Source organism: Laribacter hongkongensis DSM 14985, assembly GCF_000423285.1.
GTDB classification, from domain to species: Bacteria; Pseudomonadota; Gammaproteobacteria; order Burkholderiales; family Aquaspirillaceae; genus Laribacter; species Laribacter hongkongensis.
The window spans coordinates 1-15,670 of record NZ_AUHR01000024.1 but is presented as its reverse complement, the minus strand read 5'-3'; the positions used below and the strand labels follow the sequence as shown (position 1 = coordinate 15,670).

Annotated in this window: 13 protein-coding genes and 1 tRNA gene; all 14 read right to left on the bottom strand. The window is 60.5% G+C overall.

From position 1 onward, the window contains the following. On the bottom strand, positions 1-122 hold a 122-nt coding region (locus tag G542_RS17020), incomplete at its 3' end, for a GTP-binding protein (protein ID WP_034985951.1). A gap of 63 nt (positions 123-185) precedes the next feature. After that, entirely contained in the window at positions 186-2,282 is a 2,097-nt protein-coding gene (fusA, locus tag G542_RS0113495) for an elongation factor G (RefSeq protein WP_027824379.1), read from the bottom strand. Positions 2,283-2,312: 30 nt separating this feature from the next. After that, complete coding sequence (gene rpsG / locus G542_RS0113490; RefSeq protein WP_012695739.1) at positions 2,313-2,783, bottom strand: 30S ribosomal protein S7; 471 nt, start codon at positions 2,781-2,783, stop codon at positions 2,313-2,315. Between the two features lie 107 nt (positions 2,784-2,890). Continuing rightward, positions 2,891-3,262: a 30S ribosomal protein S12 gene (rpsL, locus tag G542_RS0113485; RefSeq protein ID WP_012695738.1), complete on the bottom strand. Its 372-nt coding sequence runs from the start codon at positions 3,260-3,262 to the stop codon at positions 2,891-2,893. Between the two features lie 140 nt (positions 3,263-3,402). Beyond that, positions 3,403-7,608 (bottom strand): DNA-directed RNA polymerase subunit beta', encoded by a 4,206-nt coding sequence (gene rpoC / locus G542_RS0113480; RefSeq protein WP_027824378.1) that lies wholly within the window; start codon positions 7,606-7,608, stop codon positions 3,403-3,405. 68 nt (positions 7,609-7,676) lie between these two features. Then, positions 7,677-11,846 (bottom strand): DNA-directed RNA polymerase subunit beta, encoded by a 4,170-nt coding sequence (gene rpoB / locus G542_RS0113475; protein WP_012695736.1) that lies wholly within the window; start codon positions 11,844-11,846, stop codon positions 7,677-7,679. A 192-nt stretch (positions 11,847-12,038) separates the two neighbouring features. Beyond that, on the bottom strand, positions 12,039-12,410 hold the full coding sequence (gene rplL / locus G542_RS0113470) for a 50S ribosomal protein L7/L12 (protein ID WP_012695735.1): 372 nt from the start codon (positions 12,408-12,410) through the stop codon (positions 12,039-12,041). Positions 12,411-12,455: 45 nt separating this feature from the next. Then, positions 12,456-12,962: a 50S ribosomal protein L10 gene (gene rplJ, locus G542_RS0113465; protein ID WP_012695734.1), complete on the bottom strand. Its 507-nt coding sequence runs from the start codon at positions 12,960-12,962 to the stop codon at positions 12,456-12,458. Positions 12,963-13,272: 310 nt separating this feature from the next. After that, positions 13,273-13,974 carry a 50S ribosomal protein L1 gene (gene rplA / locus G542_RS0113460; protein WP_012695733.1) on the bottom strand — a complete coding sequence of 234 codons (702 nt, stop codon included), beginning with the start codon at positions 13,972-13,974 and terminating at the stop codon, positions 13,273-13,275. Further along, positions 13,974-14,405, bottom strand: coding sequence for a 50S ribosomal protein L11 (gene rplK, locus G542_RS0113455; protein ID WP_027824377.1), 432 nt, complete (start codon positions 14,403-14,405; stop codon positions 13,974-13,976). Before rplK ends, rplA begins: the two co-directional genes overlap by 1 nt. Positions 14,406-14,505: 100 nt before the next feature. Beyond that, complete coding sequence (gene nusG, locus G542_RS0113450; protein ID WP_012695731.1) at positions 14,506-15,033, bottom strand: transcription termination/antitermination protein NusG; 528 nt, start codon at positions 15,031-15,033, stop codon at positions 14,506-14,508. 4 nt (positions 15,034-15,037) lie between these two features. Next, complete coding sequence (gene secE, locus G542_RS0113445) at positions 15,038-15,391, bottom strand: preprotein translocase subunit SecE (RefSeq protein ID WP_012695730.1); 354 nt, start codon at positions 15,389-15,391, stop codon at positions 15,038-15,040. 69 nt (positions 15,392-15,460) lie between these two features. Next, positions 15,461-15,536, bottom strand: a tRNA-Trp gene (locus tag G542_RS0113440). 40 nt (positions 15,537-15,576) lie between these two features. Then, on the bottom strand, positions 15,577-15,670 hold a 94-nt coding region (locus tag G542_RS18160), incomplete at its 5' end, for an EF-Tu C-terminal domain-related protein (RefSeq protein WP_211218841.1).

Here is a 15,670-nt window from a genome sequence, read left to right as displayed (position 1 = left end):
CCGAATTTCTTCGACAGAATGGTGGTGATCGCAGCAGTCAGCGTGGTCTTGCCGTGGTCAACGTGGCCGATGGTACCGACGTTCACGTGCGGCTTGGTACGTTCGAACTTTTCCTTAGCCATTTTGCTAAATCCTTGTCTCTAAAGATCAGAAAGAGCGGGCCGGCCAGAACCGGCCCTTGAAAATTACTTGCGGGCAGCCATCACGGCTTCGGCGACGTTGCGCGGCGCTTCCGAGTAGTGCTTGAACTCCATGGAGTAGGTCGCACGACCTTGGGTAGCAGAACGCAGGTCGGTCGAGTAGCCGAACATTTCAGCCAGCGGCACTTCGGCGCGAACCTTCTTGCCACCAAGACCGTCGTCATCCATGCCCTGGACAATACCGCGTCGGCGGGACAGGTCACCCATCACGTCACCCATGTACTCTTCCGGGGTTTCCACTTCGACAGCCATCATCGGTTCAAGGATGACCGGGCTGGCACGGCGCATGGCTTCCTTGAAGGCCATCGAGCCGGCCAGTTCAAAGGCGATCTGCGACGAGTCAACGTCGTGGTAGGAACCGAAGGTCAGGCGCACGGTCACGTCAACCACCGGGAAGCCGGCCAGAATACCGTTGTTGAGGGTGTTCTGGATCCCCTTGTCCACCGACGGGATGAATTCGCGCGGAATCACGCCACCCTTGATTTCGTCGAAGAACTGGTAGCCCTTGCCTTCACCGGACGGTTCCAGCGTGATCACGCAGTGACCGTACTGACCCTTGCCGCCAGACTGCTTGACGTGCTTGCCGTCAACATCGGTCACGGTCTTGGTGATGGTTTCGCGGTAAGCCACTTGCGGAGCACCCACGTTGGCTTCCACGCCGAATTCACGCTTCATGCGGTCGACAATGATTTCGAGGTGGAGTTCACCCATGCCCGAAATGATGGTCTGGCCGGATTCTTCGTCGGTACGGACGCGGAACGAGGGATCTTCGCGAGCGAGGCGGCCGAGGGCGATGCCCATCTTTTCCTGGTCGGCCTTGGTCTTCGGTTCAACGGCAACGTGAATCACCGGCTCCGGGAATTCCATGCGTTCCAGAATGATCGGCGCATCAACGGCACACAGGGTTTCACCGGTAGTGACATCCTTCAGGCCGATGGCAGCGGCGATGTCGCCGGCACGCACTTCGTCGATTTCCTTGCGGTCGTTGGCGTGCATCTGCACGATACGGCCGATGCGTTCCTTCTTGTCCTTCACCGAGTTCAGCACGGTGTCACCCGAGCTGACCACGCCGGAGTAGGCACGGAAGAAGGTCAGCTGACCCACGTACGGGTCGTTCATCAGCTTGAATGCCAGAGCCGAGAACGGAGCTTCGTCCGAAGCCGGACGAATGGCCGGCTGGCCGTCTTCTTCACCGGTGATCGGCGGCACGTCGATCGGCGACGGCAGCAGTTCGATCACGGCGTCCAGCATGCGCTGCACACCCTTGTTCTTGAACGCGGTACCGCACAGCATCGGCTGGATTTCGCAGTTCAGGGTACGGGTACGCAGACCGCCGATGATTTCCTCTTCCGAGAGCTCGCCCTCTTCCAGGTACTTGTTCATCAACTCTTCGCTGGCCTCGGCAGCTGCCTCGACCATTTTTTCGCGCCATTCCTGGGCCACGGACTCGAGGTCGGCCGGAATGTCACCGTATTCGAACTTCATGCCCTGGCTGGCTTCGTCCCAAATGATGGCTTTCATCTTCAGGAGATCGACCACGCCTTCGAAACCGTCTTCGGCGCCGATCGGCACCACGACCGGAATCGGATTGGCGCGCAGGCGGGTCTGCATCTGCTCGACCACGCGGAAGAAGTTCGCACCCTGGCGGTCCATCTTGTTGACGAACGCCAGACGCGGCACCTTGTACTTGGTGGCCTGACGCCACACGGTTTCGGACTGCGGCTGAACGCCGCCCACCGCGCAGTACACCATCACGGCACCGTCCAGCACGCGCATGGAACGCTCCACCTCAACGGTGAAGTCCACGTGCCCCGGGGTATCGATGATGTTGAAGCGGTGTTCCGGGAACTGCAGGCTCATCCCCTTCCAGAAGGTGGTGGTCGCAGCCGAGGTAATGGTGATACCGCGTTCCTGTTCCTGCTCCATCCAGTCCATGGTGGCAGCACCGTCGTGCACTTCACCGATCTTGTGGTTCACACCGGTGTAGAACAGGATGCGTTCGGTCGTCGTCGTCTTACCGGCGTCGATGTGAGCGGAAATACCGATGTTGCGGTAGCGCTCAATGGGGGTTTTTCTAGCCACAGCCAAAACCTTTTCAGCAAACAAAGAACATTAGAAGCGGAAGTGCGAGAACGCCTTGTTCGCTTCGGCCATGCGGTGGACTTCGTCGCGCTTTTTCATTGCGCCGCCACGGCCTTCGGCCGCATCGAGCAATTCACCAGCCAGACGCAGATCCATCGACTTTTCGCCGCGCTTGCGAGCGGCTTCGCGCAGCCAGCGCATTGCCAGAGCCAGACGGCGTGCCGGGCGGACTTCAACCGGAACCTGGTAGTTGGCACCACCCACGCGGCGGGATTTCACTTCCACCACCGGCTTGGCATTGGCAATGGCGGTCGAGAACACTTCGATCGGGTTCTTGCCGGTCTTTTTCTCGACTTGCGCCAAGGCGCCGTAGACGATGCGTTCGGCAACAGCCTTCTTGCCGTCGATCATCACGACGTTCATGAACTTGGACAGCTCGACGCTACCGAACTTCGGATCCGGCAATACGTCGCGCTTGGGGACTTCTCTACGTCTTGGCATAACAACCTCGATAATTGTTCAGTTGAGCGGTTTTCCGCCCGCGATCACCCAGCAGGATGACCACTTACTCCGGCCTCCACAGAGGAGTGCCGTTCCAGCAAACCCGATTACTTCGGACGCTTAGCGCCGTACTTCGAACGGGACTGCTTGCGGTCCTTCACGCCGGCGGTATCCAGCGAACCGCGCACGGTGTGGTAACGCACACCCGGCAAGTCCTTCACACGACCGCCGCGGATCAGCACGACGCTGTGTTCCTGCAGGTTGTGGCCTTCACCGCCGATGTACGAAATCACTTCGAAGCCGTTGGTCAGGCGCACCTTGCACACCTTACGCAGAGCCGAGTTCGGCTTCTTCGGCGTGGTGGTGTACACGCGGGTGCAGACACCGCGCTTCTGCGGGCAGGCTTCAAGCGCCGGCACCTTGCTTTTCGCCTTGATGGCGAGACGTCCTTTACGGACGAGCTGGTTGATGGTTGGCATACTTTAAGGTTCCTAAAGTGTCAACGGCGGCAACATGCCGCCAAAAAGACGCCGGATTATAGGGGAGCCATCGGGCAGACGTCAACGCAAGCACCGACGCCCCAGCGGGCTAACCCGTTGGGGCGTCGGCGTTTTTTGCCTTAGAACGCCGAGTGCGCCTGACCGTCCGGGCTGGCGGTCATGGCATCACCGGTCAGCAGATCATTGATCTGGCTCTGGCGATGCCGGTTTTTGTGATAGGCCAGACCGGTTCCGGCCGGGATCAGGCGGCCCACGATCACGTTTTCCTTCAGGCCGCGCAGGTCGTCCTTCTTGCCCATGATGGCGGCTTCGGTCAGCACGCGGGTGGTCTCCTGGAACGACGCCGCCGAGATGAACGAGTCGGTCGACAGCGAGGCCTTGGTGATGCCGAGGAGCACGTTATCGAAGCGGGCAGCTTCCTTGCTGTCCGCAGCCATGCGGTCGTTGACGTCGTACACCTCGGAACGCTCGACCTGTTCACCCACGATGAAGTCGGTGTTGCCGGCATCGTTGATGATCACGCGACGCAGCATCTGGCGGATGATCACCTCGATGTGCTTGTCGTTGATCTTCACGCCTTGCAGGCGGTAGACCTCCTGCACTTCCTGCACGATGTAGCGCGACAACGCCTCGATACCCTGCAGACGCAGGATGTCGTGCGGATCGACCGGACCGTCGACGATCAGTTCGCCGCGGTTCACCACCTGACCGTCGTGTACCAGCACGTGCTTTTCCTTCGGGATCAGCGTTTCGTGCGCAATGCCTTCCAGGTCGGTGATCACCAGGCGCTGCTTGCCCTTGGTGTCCTTGCCGAACGACACGGTACCGGTCACGTCGGCCAGCATGCCGGCATCCTTCGGCGAGCGGGCTTCGAAGAGCTCGGCCACGCGCGGCAGACCACCGGTAATGTCGCGGGTCTTCGAGGTTTCCTGCGGAATACGGGCCAGCACTTCGCCGACGCCCACTTCCTGACCATCACGCACCGTGATGATGGCGCCGACCTGGAAGGTGATGTTCACCGGCGTATCGGTACCGGCCAGCCTCACTTCGAGGCCGTTTTCGTCCAGCAGCTTGACCTGCGGACGCAGCACCTTGGAAGCCGAGCCACGACGTTTCGGGTCGATCACCACGAGGGTCGACAGACCGGTCACATCGTCCACCTGCTTGGCGACGGTCGTGCCTTCCTCGACGTTTTCGAAGCGGACGCGGCCACCGTATTCGGTGATGATCGGACGGGTGTGCGGGTCCCAAGTCGCCAGCACGGTACCGGCCTTGATCGACAGGCTGTCGGTCACCAGCAGCGTGGCGCCGTACGGAATGTTGTGGCGCTCGCGCTCGCGACCGGTACGGCCGTCAGGCAGCTCTTCGTGCACCACCACCTCGCCGGAACGTGCGATCACGACCAGTTCGCCCTTGTCGTTCTTGACGTAGCGCATCTGGCTCGAGAAGCTGATCACACCGTTGGACTTCGATTCCACTTGGCTGGCCGCCGCATTACGCGAGGCGGCACCACCGATGTGGAAGGTCCGCATGGTGAGCTGCGTACCCGGTTCACCGATCGACTGGGCGGCGATGACGCCGACGGCTTCGCCCGTGTTGACGAGCTTGCCGCGACCCAGGTCACGACCGTAGCACTTGGCGCACAGGCCGTAGCGGGTTTCGCAGGTGATCGGCGTGCGCACCTTGACTTCGTCGATGCCGAGCTGGTCAACCAGGTCGACGAGCTGTTCGTCGAACAGGCTGCCCGATTCGATCACGGTTTCGCCGGTCGCCGGGTTGACGACGTCAATCGCGGCCACACGACCGAGGATGCGGTCACGCAGGGCTTCGACCACGTCACCACCCTGTACCACTGCCTTCATCACGACGCCGTTGCTGGTGCCGCAATCGGTTTCGATCACTACCAGATCCTGGGTCACGTCGACCAGACGACGGGTCAGGTAACCGGAGTTGGCGGTCTTCAGCGCGGTATCGGCCAGACCCTTGCGGGCACCGTGGGTCGAGATGAAGTACTGCAACACCGTCAGGCCTTCGCGGAAGTTCGCGGTAATCGGCGTTTCGATGATCGAGCCGTCCGGCTTGGCCATCAGGCCCCGCATGCCGGCCAGCTGGCGGATCTGTGCCGCGCTACCCCGGGCACCGGAGTCGGCCATCATGTAGATCGAGTTGAAGGATTCCTGGTCGACTTCCTTGCCTTCGCGGTCGATGACCTTCTGGGTCTTGAGCTGGTCCATCATGGCCTTGGCGACCTTGTCGCCGCACTTGCCCCAGATGTCCACCACCTTGTTGTAGCGCTCGCCCTGGGTCACCAGACCCTGGCGGTACTGCTCTTCGATTTCCTTGACCTCGTTCTGGGCCTCGGCCAGCAGTTCGCCCTTGTTGGTCGGGATCAGCATGTCATCGACGCAGATCGAGATGCCGCCACGGGTCGAGTAGCTGAAACCGGTGTACATCAGCTGGTCGGCGAACACCACGGTGTCCTTGATGCCGCAGCGACGGAACGAGACGTTGATGAGCTTGGAAATTTCCTTTTTCTTCAGCGCCTTGTTGATGTGCTCGAACGGCAGGCCCTTGGGCAGGATTTCCGACAGCAGTGCACGGCCAACGGTGGTTTGCACACGGCGCAGCACCGGCTGGAATTCGCCCTGCTCGTCCTTTTCCCACTCGACCAGACGCACGGTGATGCGGGTGCCGAGTTCGACCTGGCGGGTTTCGTAGGCACGGCTGACTTCACCTACGTCGGAGAAGGTCATGCCTTCGCCGCGACCGTTGATCTTGTCTCGGGTGATGTAGTAAAGACCCAGCACGATATCCTGCGACGGCACGATGATCGGCTCGCCGTTGGCGGGCGACAGCACGTTGTTGGAAGACAGCATCAGGGTGCGGGCTTCCATCTGCGCCTCCAGCGACAGCGGCACGTGGACGGCCATCTGGTCACCGTCGAAGTCGGCGTTGAAGGCGGTACATACCAGCGGGTGCAGCTGGATGGCCTTGCCTTCGATCAGCACCGGTTCGAATGCCTGGATACCCAGACGGTGCAGGGTCGGTGCGCGGTTGAGCATGACCGGATGTTCGCGGATGACATCCTCAAGGATGTCCCACACTTCCGGCACTTCCTGCTCGACCAGCTTCTTGGCCGCCTTGATGGTGGTGGCGAGGCCCAGCACTTCCAGCTTGTGGAAAATGAACGGCTTGAAGAGCTCAAGCGCCATTTTCTTCGGCAGGCCGCACTGGTGCAGGCGCAGGGTCGGACCCACGGTAATCACGGAACGACCGGAGTAGTCGACGCGCTTGCCCAGCAGGTTCTGGCGGAAGCGGCCGCCCTTGCCCTTGATCATGTCGGCCAGCGACTTCAGCGGACGCTTGTTGGCACCGGTCATGGCCTTGCCGCGACGACCGTTGTCGAGCAGCGAATCCACCGATTCCTGCAGCATGCGCTTTTCGTTGCGCACGATGATTTCCGGTGCGCGCAGTTCCAGCAGCCGCTTGAGACGGTTGTTGCGGTTGATGACGCGACGGTAGAGGTCGTTCAGGTCGGAGGTCGCAAAGCGGCCCCCATCCAGCGGCACCAGCGGGCGCAGCTCCGGCGGCAGCACCGGCAGCACTTCGAGGATCATCCATTCCGGCTTGATGCCGGTGCGCTGGAAGGCCTCGAGCACCTTGAGGCGCTTGGCGATCTTCTTGATCTTGGTTTCCGAATTGGTGGCGTCGAGTTCGGCACGCAGGGTTTCCACCTCGCTGTCGAGCGCCAGGCTCTTGAGGAGTGCGCGCACGCCTTCGGCACCCATCAGGGCTTCGAATTCGTCACCGTACTCTTCGAGCTTGTTGAGGTAGTCCTCTTCGGTCAGCAACTGCTTGCGGTTGAGCGGAGTCATGCCCGGCTCGGTCACCACGTAGGCTTCGAAGTACAGCACGCGTTCGATGTCGCGCAGGGTCATGTCGAGCACCATGCCCAGACGCGACGGCAGCGACTTCAGGAACCAGATGTGGGCCACCGGCGAGGCGAGGTCGATGTGACCCATGCGCTCACGGCGCACTTTCGACAGGGTGACTTCAACGCCGCACTTTTCGCAGATCACGCCGCGGTGCTTGAGACGCTTGTACTTGCCGCACAGGCACTCGTAGTCCTTGATCGGGCCGAAGATGCGGGCGCAGAACAGGCCGTCCCGTTCCGGCTTGAAGGTACGGTAGTTGATGGTCTCGGGCTTTTTGACTTCGCCAAAAGACCAGGCACGGATGGTATCCGGCGACGCGATGCCGATCTTGATCGCGTCGAATTCTTCTTCTTGCGTGACTTGCTTGAAGAGGTCGAGCAGAGCTTTCATGTCTTCTCCGGTGAGAAGTGAGGCGCAGGTGCGGGTGTCATCTTGACACCCGCCCCACTACTCACGGGTCAGTAACGTTCGAGGTCGATGTCGAGGCCGAGGGAACGGATTTCCTTGACCAGCACGTTGAACGATTCCGGCATGCCGGCGTCGATCTTGTGCTCGCCCTTGACGATGTTTTCGTACATCTTGGTCCGGCCGTTCACGTCGTCCGACTTGACGGTAAGCATTTCTTGCAGCGTGTAGGCGGCACCGTAGGCTTCCAGTGCCCACACTTCCATTTCACCGAAGCGCTGACCACCGAACTGTGCCTTGCCGCCCAGCGGCTGCTGGGTCACGAGGCTGTACGGGCCGGTCGAACGGGCGTGCATCTTGTCGTCAACCAGGTGGTGCAGCTTCAGGAAGTGCATCACGCCGACAGTGACCTTGCGGTCGAAGGCTTCGCCGGAGCGGCCATCGAACAGGGTCATCTGGGTCTTGGAACCGTTGAAGCCCAGTTGCGGCGTGCGCGGGTCTTCGTCCGGATAGGCGAGATCCAGCATCTTGCGGATTTCTTCTTCCTTGGCACCATCGAACACCGGGGTCGAGAACGGCATGCCGCGACGCAGGTTTTCGGCCAGCATGCGGATTTCGTCGTCGCTCAGGCCGGCAATGTCTTCCTGCTTGCCGGCGCTGTTGTAGACCTTTTCGATGTAGGCGCGCAGGTCGGCCACGGCGGCTTCGGCCTTCAGCATCTTGTCGAACTGCTGGCCGATGCCCTTGCCGGCCCACCCGAGGTGCACTTCGAGGATCTGGCCGATGTTCATGCGTGACGGCACGCCCAGCGGGTTCAGCACGATGTCGACCGGCGTACCGTCAGCCATGTACGGCATGTCTTCCACCGGCAGGATCTTCGAGACCACACCCTTGTTACCGTGACGGCCGGCCATCTTGTCACCCGGTTGCAGGCGACGCTTCACGGCGATGTACACCTTGACCATCTTCTGCACGCCCGGGGGCAGTTCGTCGCCCTGGGTCAGCTTGCGCTTCTTGTCTTCGAACTTTTCGTCGAATTCGACGCGCTTCTGGGCCAGCGATTCCTTCATCAGCTCCAGCTGGCGCGCGATGTCTTCATCCGCCATGCGGATGTCGAACCAGTCGTGCTTGGACAGCAGGCTGTTGAGGTATTCGAGGTCAATCGCGGTGCCCTTGGGCAGGCGCTTCGGACCACCGTTGGCCACCTTGCCGATGATCAGGCGTTCGATACGGCTGAAGGCGTCGTTTTCGAAAATACGCACCTGGTCGTTCAGGTCGAGGCGGTAGCGCTTGAGCTCGGCGTCGATGATCGACTGGGCGCGCTTGTCGCGTTCGATGCCTTCGCGGGTGAACACCTGCACGTCGATGACGGTGCCCTGCATGCCGGTCGGCACGCGCAGCGAGGTGTCTTTCACGTCGCTGGCCTTTTCACCGAAGATGGCGCGCAGGAGCTTTTCTTCCGGCGTCAGCTGGGTTTCGCCCTTCGGGGTCACCTTGCCGACCAGCACGTCACCGGCTTCGACTTCGGCACCGATGTACACGATGCCGGCGTCGTCCAGACGGCCCTGCATGCGCTCGGACAGGTTCGGGATGTCGCGGGTGATTTCTTCCGGTCCGAGCTTGGTGTCACGGGCCACCACCGACAGTTCCTCGATGTGGATCGAGGTGTAGCGGTCGTCGGCCACCACGCGCTCGGAGATCAGCACCGAGTCTTCGTAGTTGTAACCGTTCCACGGCATGAAGGCGATGGTCATGTTCTGGCCGAGGGCGAGTTCGCCCAGGTCAGTCGATGCACCGTCGGCAATCACGTCGCCACGCGCCACCACATCGCCGACCTTCACGATCGGACGCTGGTTGATGTTGGTGTTCTGGTTGGAGCGGGTGTACTTGACGAGGTTGTAGATGTCGACACCCACTTCGCCGGCGACGGCTTCGTCGTCATTGACGCGGATCACCACACGGGTGGCATCGACATAGTCGACCACGCCGCCGCGCTGGGCGGCAATGGCGGTACCCGAGTCGACGGCCACGGCGCGTTCGATGCCGGTGCCGACGAACGGCTTTTCGGCACGCAGGCACGGTACGGCCTGGCGCTGCATGTTGGCACCCATCAGGGCGCGGTTGGCGTCATCGTGCTCAAGGAACGGAATCAGCGAAGCCGCGACCGACACCACCTGGCTGGTAGCCACGTCCATGTACTGGACACGGTCCGGCGTGGCGAGGATGGTTTCGCCCTTTTCGCGGCAGGTCACCAGTTCGTCGACCAGCGTGCCGTCGGCGTTCAGCGTGGCGTTGGCCTGGGCGATCACGTAGCGGCCTTCTTCGATGGCCGACAGGTAATCGATCTGGTCGGTCACCTTGCTGTCGACCACGCGGCGATACGGCGTTTCGAGGAAGCCGTAGTCGTTGGTACGCGCGTAGATGGCCAGCGAGTTGATCAGGCCGATGTTCGGGCCTTCCGGCGTTTCGATCGGGCACACGCGGCCGTAGTGGGTCGGGTGCACGTCACGTACTTCAAAGCCGGCGCGTTCGCGGGTCAGACCGCCCGGGCCCAGGGCCGATACGCGGCGCTTGTGGGTCACTTCGGACAGCGGGTTGGTCTGGTCCATGAACTGCGACAGCTGGCTGGAGCCGAAGAATTCCTTGATGGCAGCGCTGACCGGCTTGGCGTTGATCAGGTCATGCGGCATCAGGTTGTCGGACTCGGCCTGGTTCAGGCGTTCCTTGACAGCGCGCTCGACACGCACGAGGCCGGCGCGGAACTGGTTTTCGGCCAGTTCGCCGACCGAACGCACGCGACGGTTGCCGAGGTGATCGATGTCATCCACTTCGCCACGGCCGTTGCGCATTTCCACCAGGAGCATGATGACGGCAACGATGTCGTCGTAGTCCAGCGTGCCCGGACCGGTTTCGCCACGCTCGCCGACGCGTTCGTAGAAACGCTTGATCCAGCCCGGTGCCTTGTCGTCCAGATGGGCGTAGGCACGGCGGTTGAACTTCATGCGGCCGACGCGCGATAGGTCGTAGGATTCTTCGTTGAAGAACAGGCGCTGGAACAGGGCCTCGACCGCATCTTCGGTCGGCGGCTCGCCCGGGCGCATCATGCGGTAGATGGCAACGCGGGCCGACAGCTGGTCGTTGACGTCATCGCTGCGCATGGTCTGGGCGATGTAGGCGCCATGATCCAGCTCATTGACGAACAGCACGTCGACGGTTTCGATTTCGGCGATGGCAAACTTGGCCAGCGTTTCTTCGGTGATTTCGTTGTTGGCGCGCGCGATGATCTCTCCGGTTTCCGGATGGATCACGGTCCTGGCCAGCACCTTGCCCAGCAGGGTGTCGGCCGGCACTTCGATCTCGGTGATGCCGGCAGCCTGGATGTCACGGATCGTCTTGGCGGTGATGCGCTTGTCTTTTTGAGCCAGCACGCGACCGTCCGGAGCCACGATGTCGGACTTGGCCACTTCACCGCGCAGGCGCTCGGGCACCACGGCCATGTAGACGCCGTCACGGGTCAGACGGAAGCTGTCGGTATCGTAAAACTCGGACAGGATGCGCTCCTCGCTGTAACCCAGCGCCTTGAGGAGCGTCGTCACCGGCATTTTGCGGCGACGGTCGATACGGAAATAGAGCAGGTCCTTCGGATCGAATTCGAAGTCGAGCCAAGAGCCGCGGTACGGAATGATGCGGGCGGAGAACAAGAGCTTGCCCGAGCTGTGGGTCTTGCCGCGGTCGTGCTCGAAGAACACGCCCGGGCTGCGGTGCAGCTGGGAGACGATGACGCGCTCGGTACCGTTGATGATGAACGAACCGTTCTGGGTCATCAGCGGGATTTCACCCATGTACACGTCGTTTTCGCGGACTTCCTTGACAACCGGCTTGGAGGACTCACGGTCGAGGATGGTCAGGCGGATGCGCGCACGCAGGGGCGCGGCAAAAGTAATGCCGCGCAGCTGGCATTCCGGCACGTCGAACGGCGGATCACCCAGGACATAGTGGACAAAGTCGAGACGTGCGTAACCGTTGTTGCTGAGGATCGGAAAGATCGAACGGAACGCTGCTTCGAGGCCCGCATTCTCACGCCGGTCGAACGGCACGCCGAGCTGCAGGAAGTCGGCGTACGAGTCGATCTGCGTCGCCAGCAGGAATGGGACGTCGAGAACGGTTTCGCGCTTGGCGAAGCTTTTGCGAATCCGCTTCTTCTCAGTAAACGAATAACTCATAGAGTCTCCATCGAGGTGGGTGGCGCAAGGAATCAAAGGTCAACAGCCTGGCTGCTGCGTTTGAATGTTGACGTTTGATGACTCAGGACCGGCAACGTTGTTCAGTCTTTAAAGATCGGCACAGAAGGTTACAAGCGCAATAAGGCCGGCGGATTCCTCCGCCAGCCTTGCGATCGGTAATTGGCTTACCGATTACTTGATTTCAGCCTTGGCACCGGCTTCGGTCAGCTGCTTCAGCATGGCTTCGGCATCAGCCTTCGACACGCCTTCCTTCACGGTCTTCGGAGCGCCGTCAACCATGTCCTTGGCTTCCTTCAGACCCAGACCGGTCAGGGCACGCACGACCTTGATCACGTTGACCTTGTTGTCGCCAGCAGCGGTCAGGACCACGTCGAACTCGGTCTTTTCTTCAGCAGCAGCAGCAGCGCCGGCAGCCGGGGCAGCAACGGCCATGGCAGCAGCGGACACGCCGAACTTCTCTTCGAACGCCTTCACGAGGTCGTTCAGTTCCATCACGGTCATCGCGCCAACGGCTTCGAGGATGTCGTCTTTGGTGATAGCCATTTGTTAAATCTCCAGTATTGGGTATTCGGTAGTAGATCTGTGGAATCAGGCAGCGACGGCTTCGCCTTCGCCCTTCTTCTCGGCAACAGCGGCGAGCACGCGGGCCATGCCGGAAACCGGGGCCTGCATCACGAACAGCAGCTTGGACAGCAGCTCATCGCGGCTCGGGATCGAAGCCAGCTCAGCCACTTCGGCGGTGCCAAGCACCTTGCCGTCGTAGGAACCTGCCTTGATGACGATCTTGTTGTCGACTTTGGCAAAGTCGTTCAGCACCTTGGCGGCAGCAACCGGATCTTCCGAAATGCCGTAGACCAGCGGGCCAACCATTTGGTCGGCCAGACCGGCGAACGGGGTATCGGCAACCGCACGGCGAGCCAGCGTGTTCTTCAGGACACGCAGGTAAACGCCTTGCTCACGCGCCTTGGCGCGGAGCTTGGTCATGCTGCTCACCTCAATGCCACGATATTCGGCGACCACGATGGTCTGAGCAGTCGCAACTTGCGCTGCGATCTCGGCCACTACCGCCTTCTTATCTTCCAGATTGAGACTCAAGGTCTACCCTCCTAGCGTTGAGGAAACGGTTCGTAACCGGGGTCACGAACCACTTTCATAACGGCGACCTTCGCAGGAGACATCTCTTGCACCTCGCGAACGGAGGTGCGGAATCGTCTGCTTTCGGGTACACCATCTGCGTAGGAGACTGCTGCGGGCAGTCATTAAACCATCCGGTTCCTACGGTCTTTGACAATCTGGTCCCGCGAGGAACCAGCCCAAAGTTCTTTTTGCCGGAAACTTTCCCGACACCGGACCCGAGTCCGGAAATACAAACCGGGCCATCTTTTACAGACAACCCGGATATCGATCAAGCCTGAGCGACGAGCGTCACCTGATCAACACGCACACCAACACCCATGGTGCTGGAAACTGCGATCTTCTTCAGGTAAACACCCTTGGAAGCAGCCGGCTTGGCCTTTTGCAGTGCATCAACCAGAGCACCGAGGTTTTCACGCAGCGCTTCAACATCGAAAGAGGCACGACCGATAGTGGCGTGAATGATACCAGACTTGTCGGTACGGTACTGCACCTGACCGGCCTTGGCGTTCTTCACGGCTTCAGCCACGTTCGGGGTCACGGTACCGACTTTCGGGTTCGGCATCAGGCCACGCGGCCCGAGGATCTGGCCCAGTTGACCAACGATACGCATGGCGTCCGGCGAAGCGATCACCACGTCGAAGTTGAGGTTACCCTTCTTGACTTCGTCGGCAAGGTCTTCAAAACCCACGATGTCAGCACCGGCTGCCTTGGCAGCTTCGGCATTGGCACCCTGGGTGAAGACGGCAACGCGCACGCTCTTGCCGGTACCACGCGGCAGCACCACGGAACCACGCACCACCTGGTCGGATTTGCGCGGATCAACACCGAGGTTGACGGCCACATCGATGGATTCGTCAAACTTGGCCGTAGCAGCCCCCTTCACCAGCGAGATTGCCTCGTCAACCGGGTAAAGCTTGTTGCGGTCAACCGTTGCCTTGAGGGCAGCCAGACGCTTGGAAACCTTAGCCATTACACGCCCTCCACTTCGATGCCCATGCTGCGAGCCGAACCGGCGATGGTACGCACGGCGGCGTCCATGTCGGCAGCGGTCAGGTCAGGCTGCTTGGTCTTGGCGATTTCTTCCAGCTGGGCGCGATTGAGCTTGCCCACCTTGTCGGTATGCGGCTTCGGGCTGCCCTTCTGCACGCCCGCGGCCTTCTTGATCAGAATGGTCGCCGGCGGAGTCTTCATGATGAAGGTGAAGGACTTGTCCGCGTAGGCAGTGATCACCACCGGAATCGGCAAACCCGGCTCAACACCCTGAGTCTGGGCGTTGAAGGCCTTGCAGAATTCCATAATGTTCAGGCCGCGCTGACCAAGAGCCGGACCGATCGGAGGCGACGGGTTGGCTTTACCAGCGGGCACTTGCAGCTTGATATAGCCGACAATTTTCTTTGCCACGATTAAAACTCCTGATTTGGGTCGTTAACGCGGAGTTATCAGCTCCGCTGCCCGATAAAAAACGCCAGCCAACATGACCAGCGGATTGAAACCAGAACGCTTACAGCTTTTCGACCTGGTTGAACTCCAGCTCAACCGGCGTGTCGCGCCCGAAAATCTGCACGGACACACGCAACCGGCTGCGCTCGTAGTTGACCTCGTCAACCACGCCATTGAAATCTGCAAACGGACCGTCGGAAACCCGTACCTTTTGCCCTACCTCAAACAACACCTTGGGCTTGGGTTTCTCCACGCCCTCCTGGATCTGCTGCATGATGGCATCGACCTCGGACGGCTTGATCGGTGCCGGACGGTTGGCAGTACCTCCGATGAAGCCGGAGACTTTCGGCGTACTCTTGACCAGATGCCAAGTGTCGTCGTTCATTTCCATTTCCACCAGCACGTAGCCGGGGAAAAACTTGCGTTCGGCCAGCGTGCGCTTGCCATTCTTGATGTCAACCACTTCTTCGACCGGCACCAGAATCTTGCCGAACAGGTGTTGCATCTCGGCACGCTCGATACGTTCCCTCAGAGCCTTCTGGACGCTCTTTTCAAAGCCGGAGTAGGCGTGAACCACATACCATTTCATCACGTTATCCTCGGCCCAAAATCAGATCATAAAACAGCCATGACAGGCCGGAATCCACCAGCCACATGAACAGCGCCAGCACCAGGACAAACAAGAACACCAACCCGGTCAACTGGGTTGCCTCCTTACGAGTCGGCCAGACCACCTTCTTGGCCTCACCGACCGAGTCCTGCGCATATGTCACGAAAGACTTGCCCGGCGCAGACAGCCAGACAGCCCCGGCAGCCAGCAACACCCCGGCAACCACCATGGCAACACGCGCCACCGTTTGCGACTCGGGCACCAAGTAGTAACCGGCAATCCCGGCCACAACCAGCAATCCGGCCAGCACAAGTTTCAGTTTATCTTGCAGTTCCATGCGGACAGTTTTCTTTTGCCGATACAGCAAAAGACCAACCGGCGACACTGCGCCGGTTAGTCTTGTATTTGGCAGGCCAGGAGGGTCTCGAACCCCCAACCCTCGGTTTTGGAGACCGATACTCTACCAATTGAGCTACTGGCCTAAGGGTTGAATATGGTGCCACAAAACGGGCACCATATCAATTACTTGATGATCTTGGCGACGACACCGGCACCCACGGTACGACCACCTTCGCGGATGGCGAAGCGCAGGCCGTCTTCCATGGCGATCGGCGCG

Coding starts and splice junctions, on each gene's coding strand:
- rpsG (WP_012695739.1), bottom strand. CDS start 2,783: ATGCCAAGACGTAGAGAAGTCCCCAAGCGCGACGTATTGCCGGATCCG.
- rpsL (WP_012695738.1), bottom strand. CDS start 3,262: ATGCCAACCATCAACCAGCTCGTCCGTAAAGGACGTCTCGCCATCAAG.
- rpoC (WP_027824378.1), bottom strand. CDS start 7,608: ATGAAAGCTCTGCTCGACCTCTTCAAGCAAGTCACGCAAGAAGAAGAA.
- rpoB (WP_012695736.1), bottom strand. CDS start 11,846: ATGAGTTATTCGTTTACTGAGAAGAAGCGGATTCGCAAAAGCTTCGCC.
- rplL (WP_012695735.1), bottom strand. CDS start 12,410: ATGGCTATCACCAAAGACGACATCCTCGAAGCCGTTGGCGCGATGACC.
- rplA (WP_012695733.1), bottom strand. CDS start 13,974: ATGGCTAAGGTTTCCAAGCGTCTGGCTGCCCTCAAGGCAACGGTTGAC.
- nusG (WP_012695731.1), bottom strand. CDS start 15,033: ATGAAATGGTATGTGGTTCACGCCTACTCCGGCTTTGAAAAGAGCGTC.
- secE (WP_012695730.1), bottom strand. CDS start 15,391: ATGGAACTGCAAGATAAACTGAAACTTGTGCTGGCCGGATTGCTGGTT.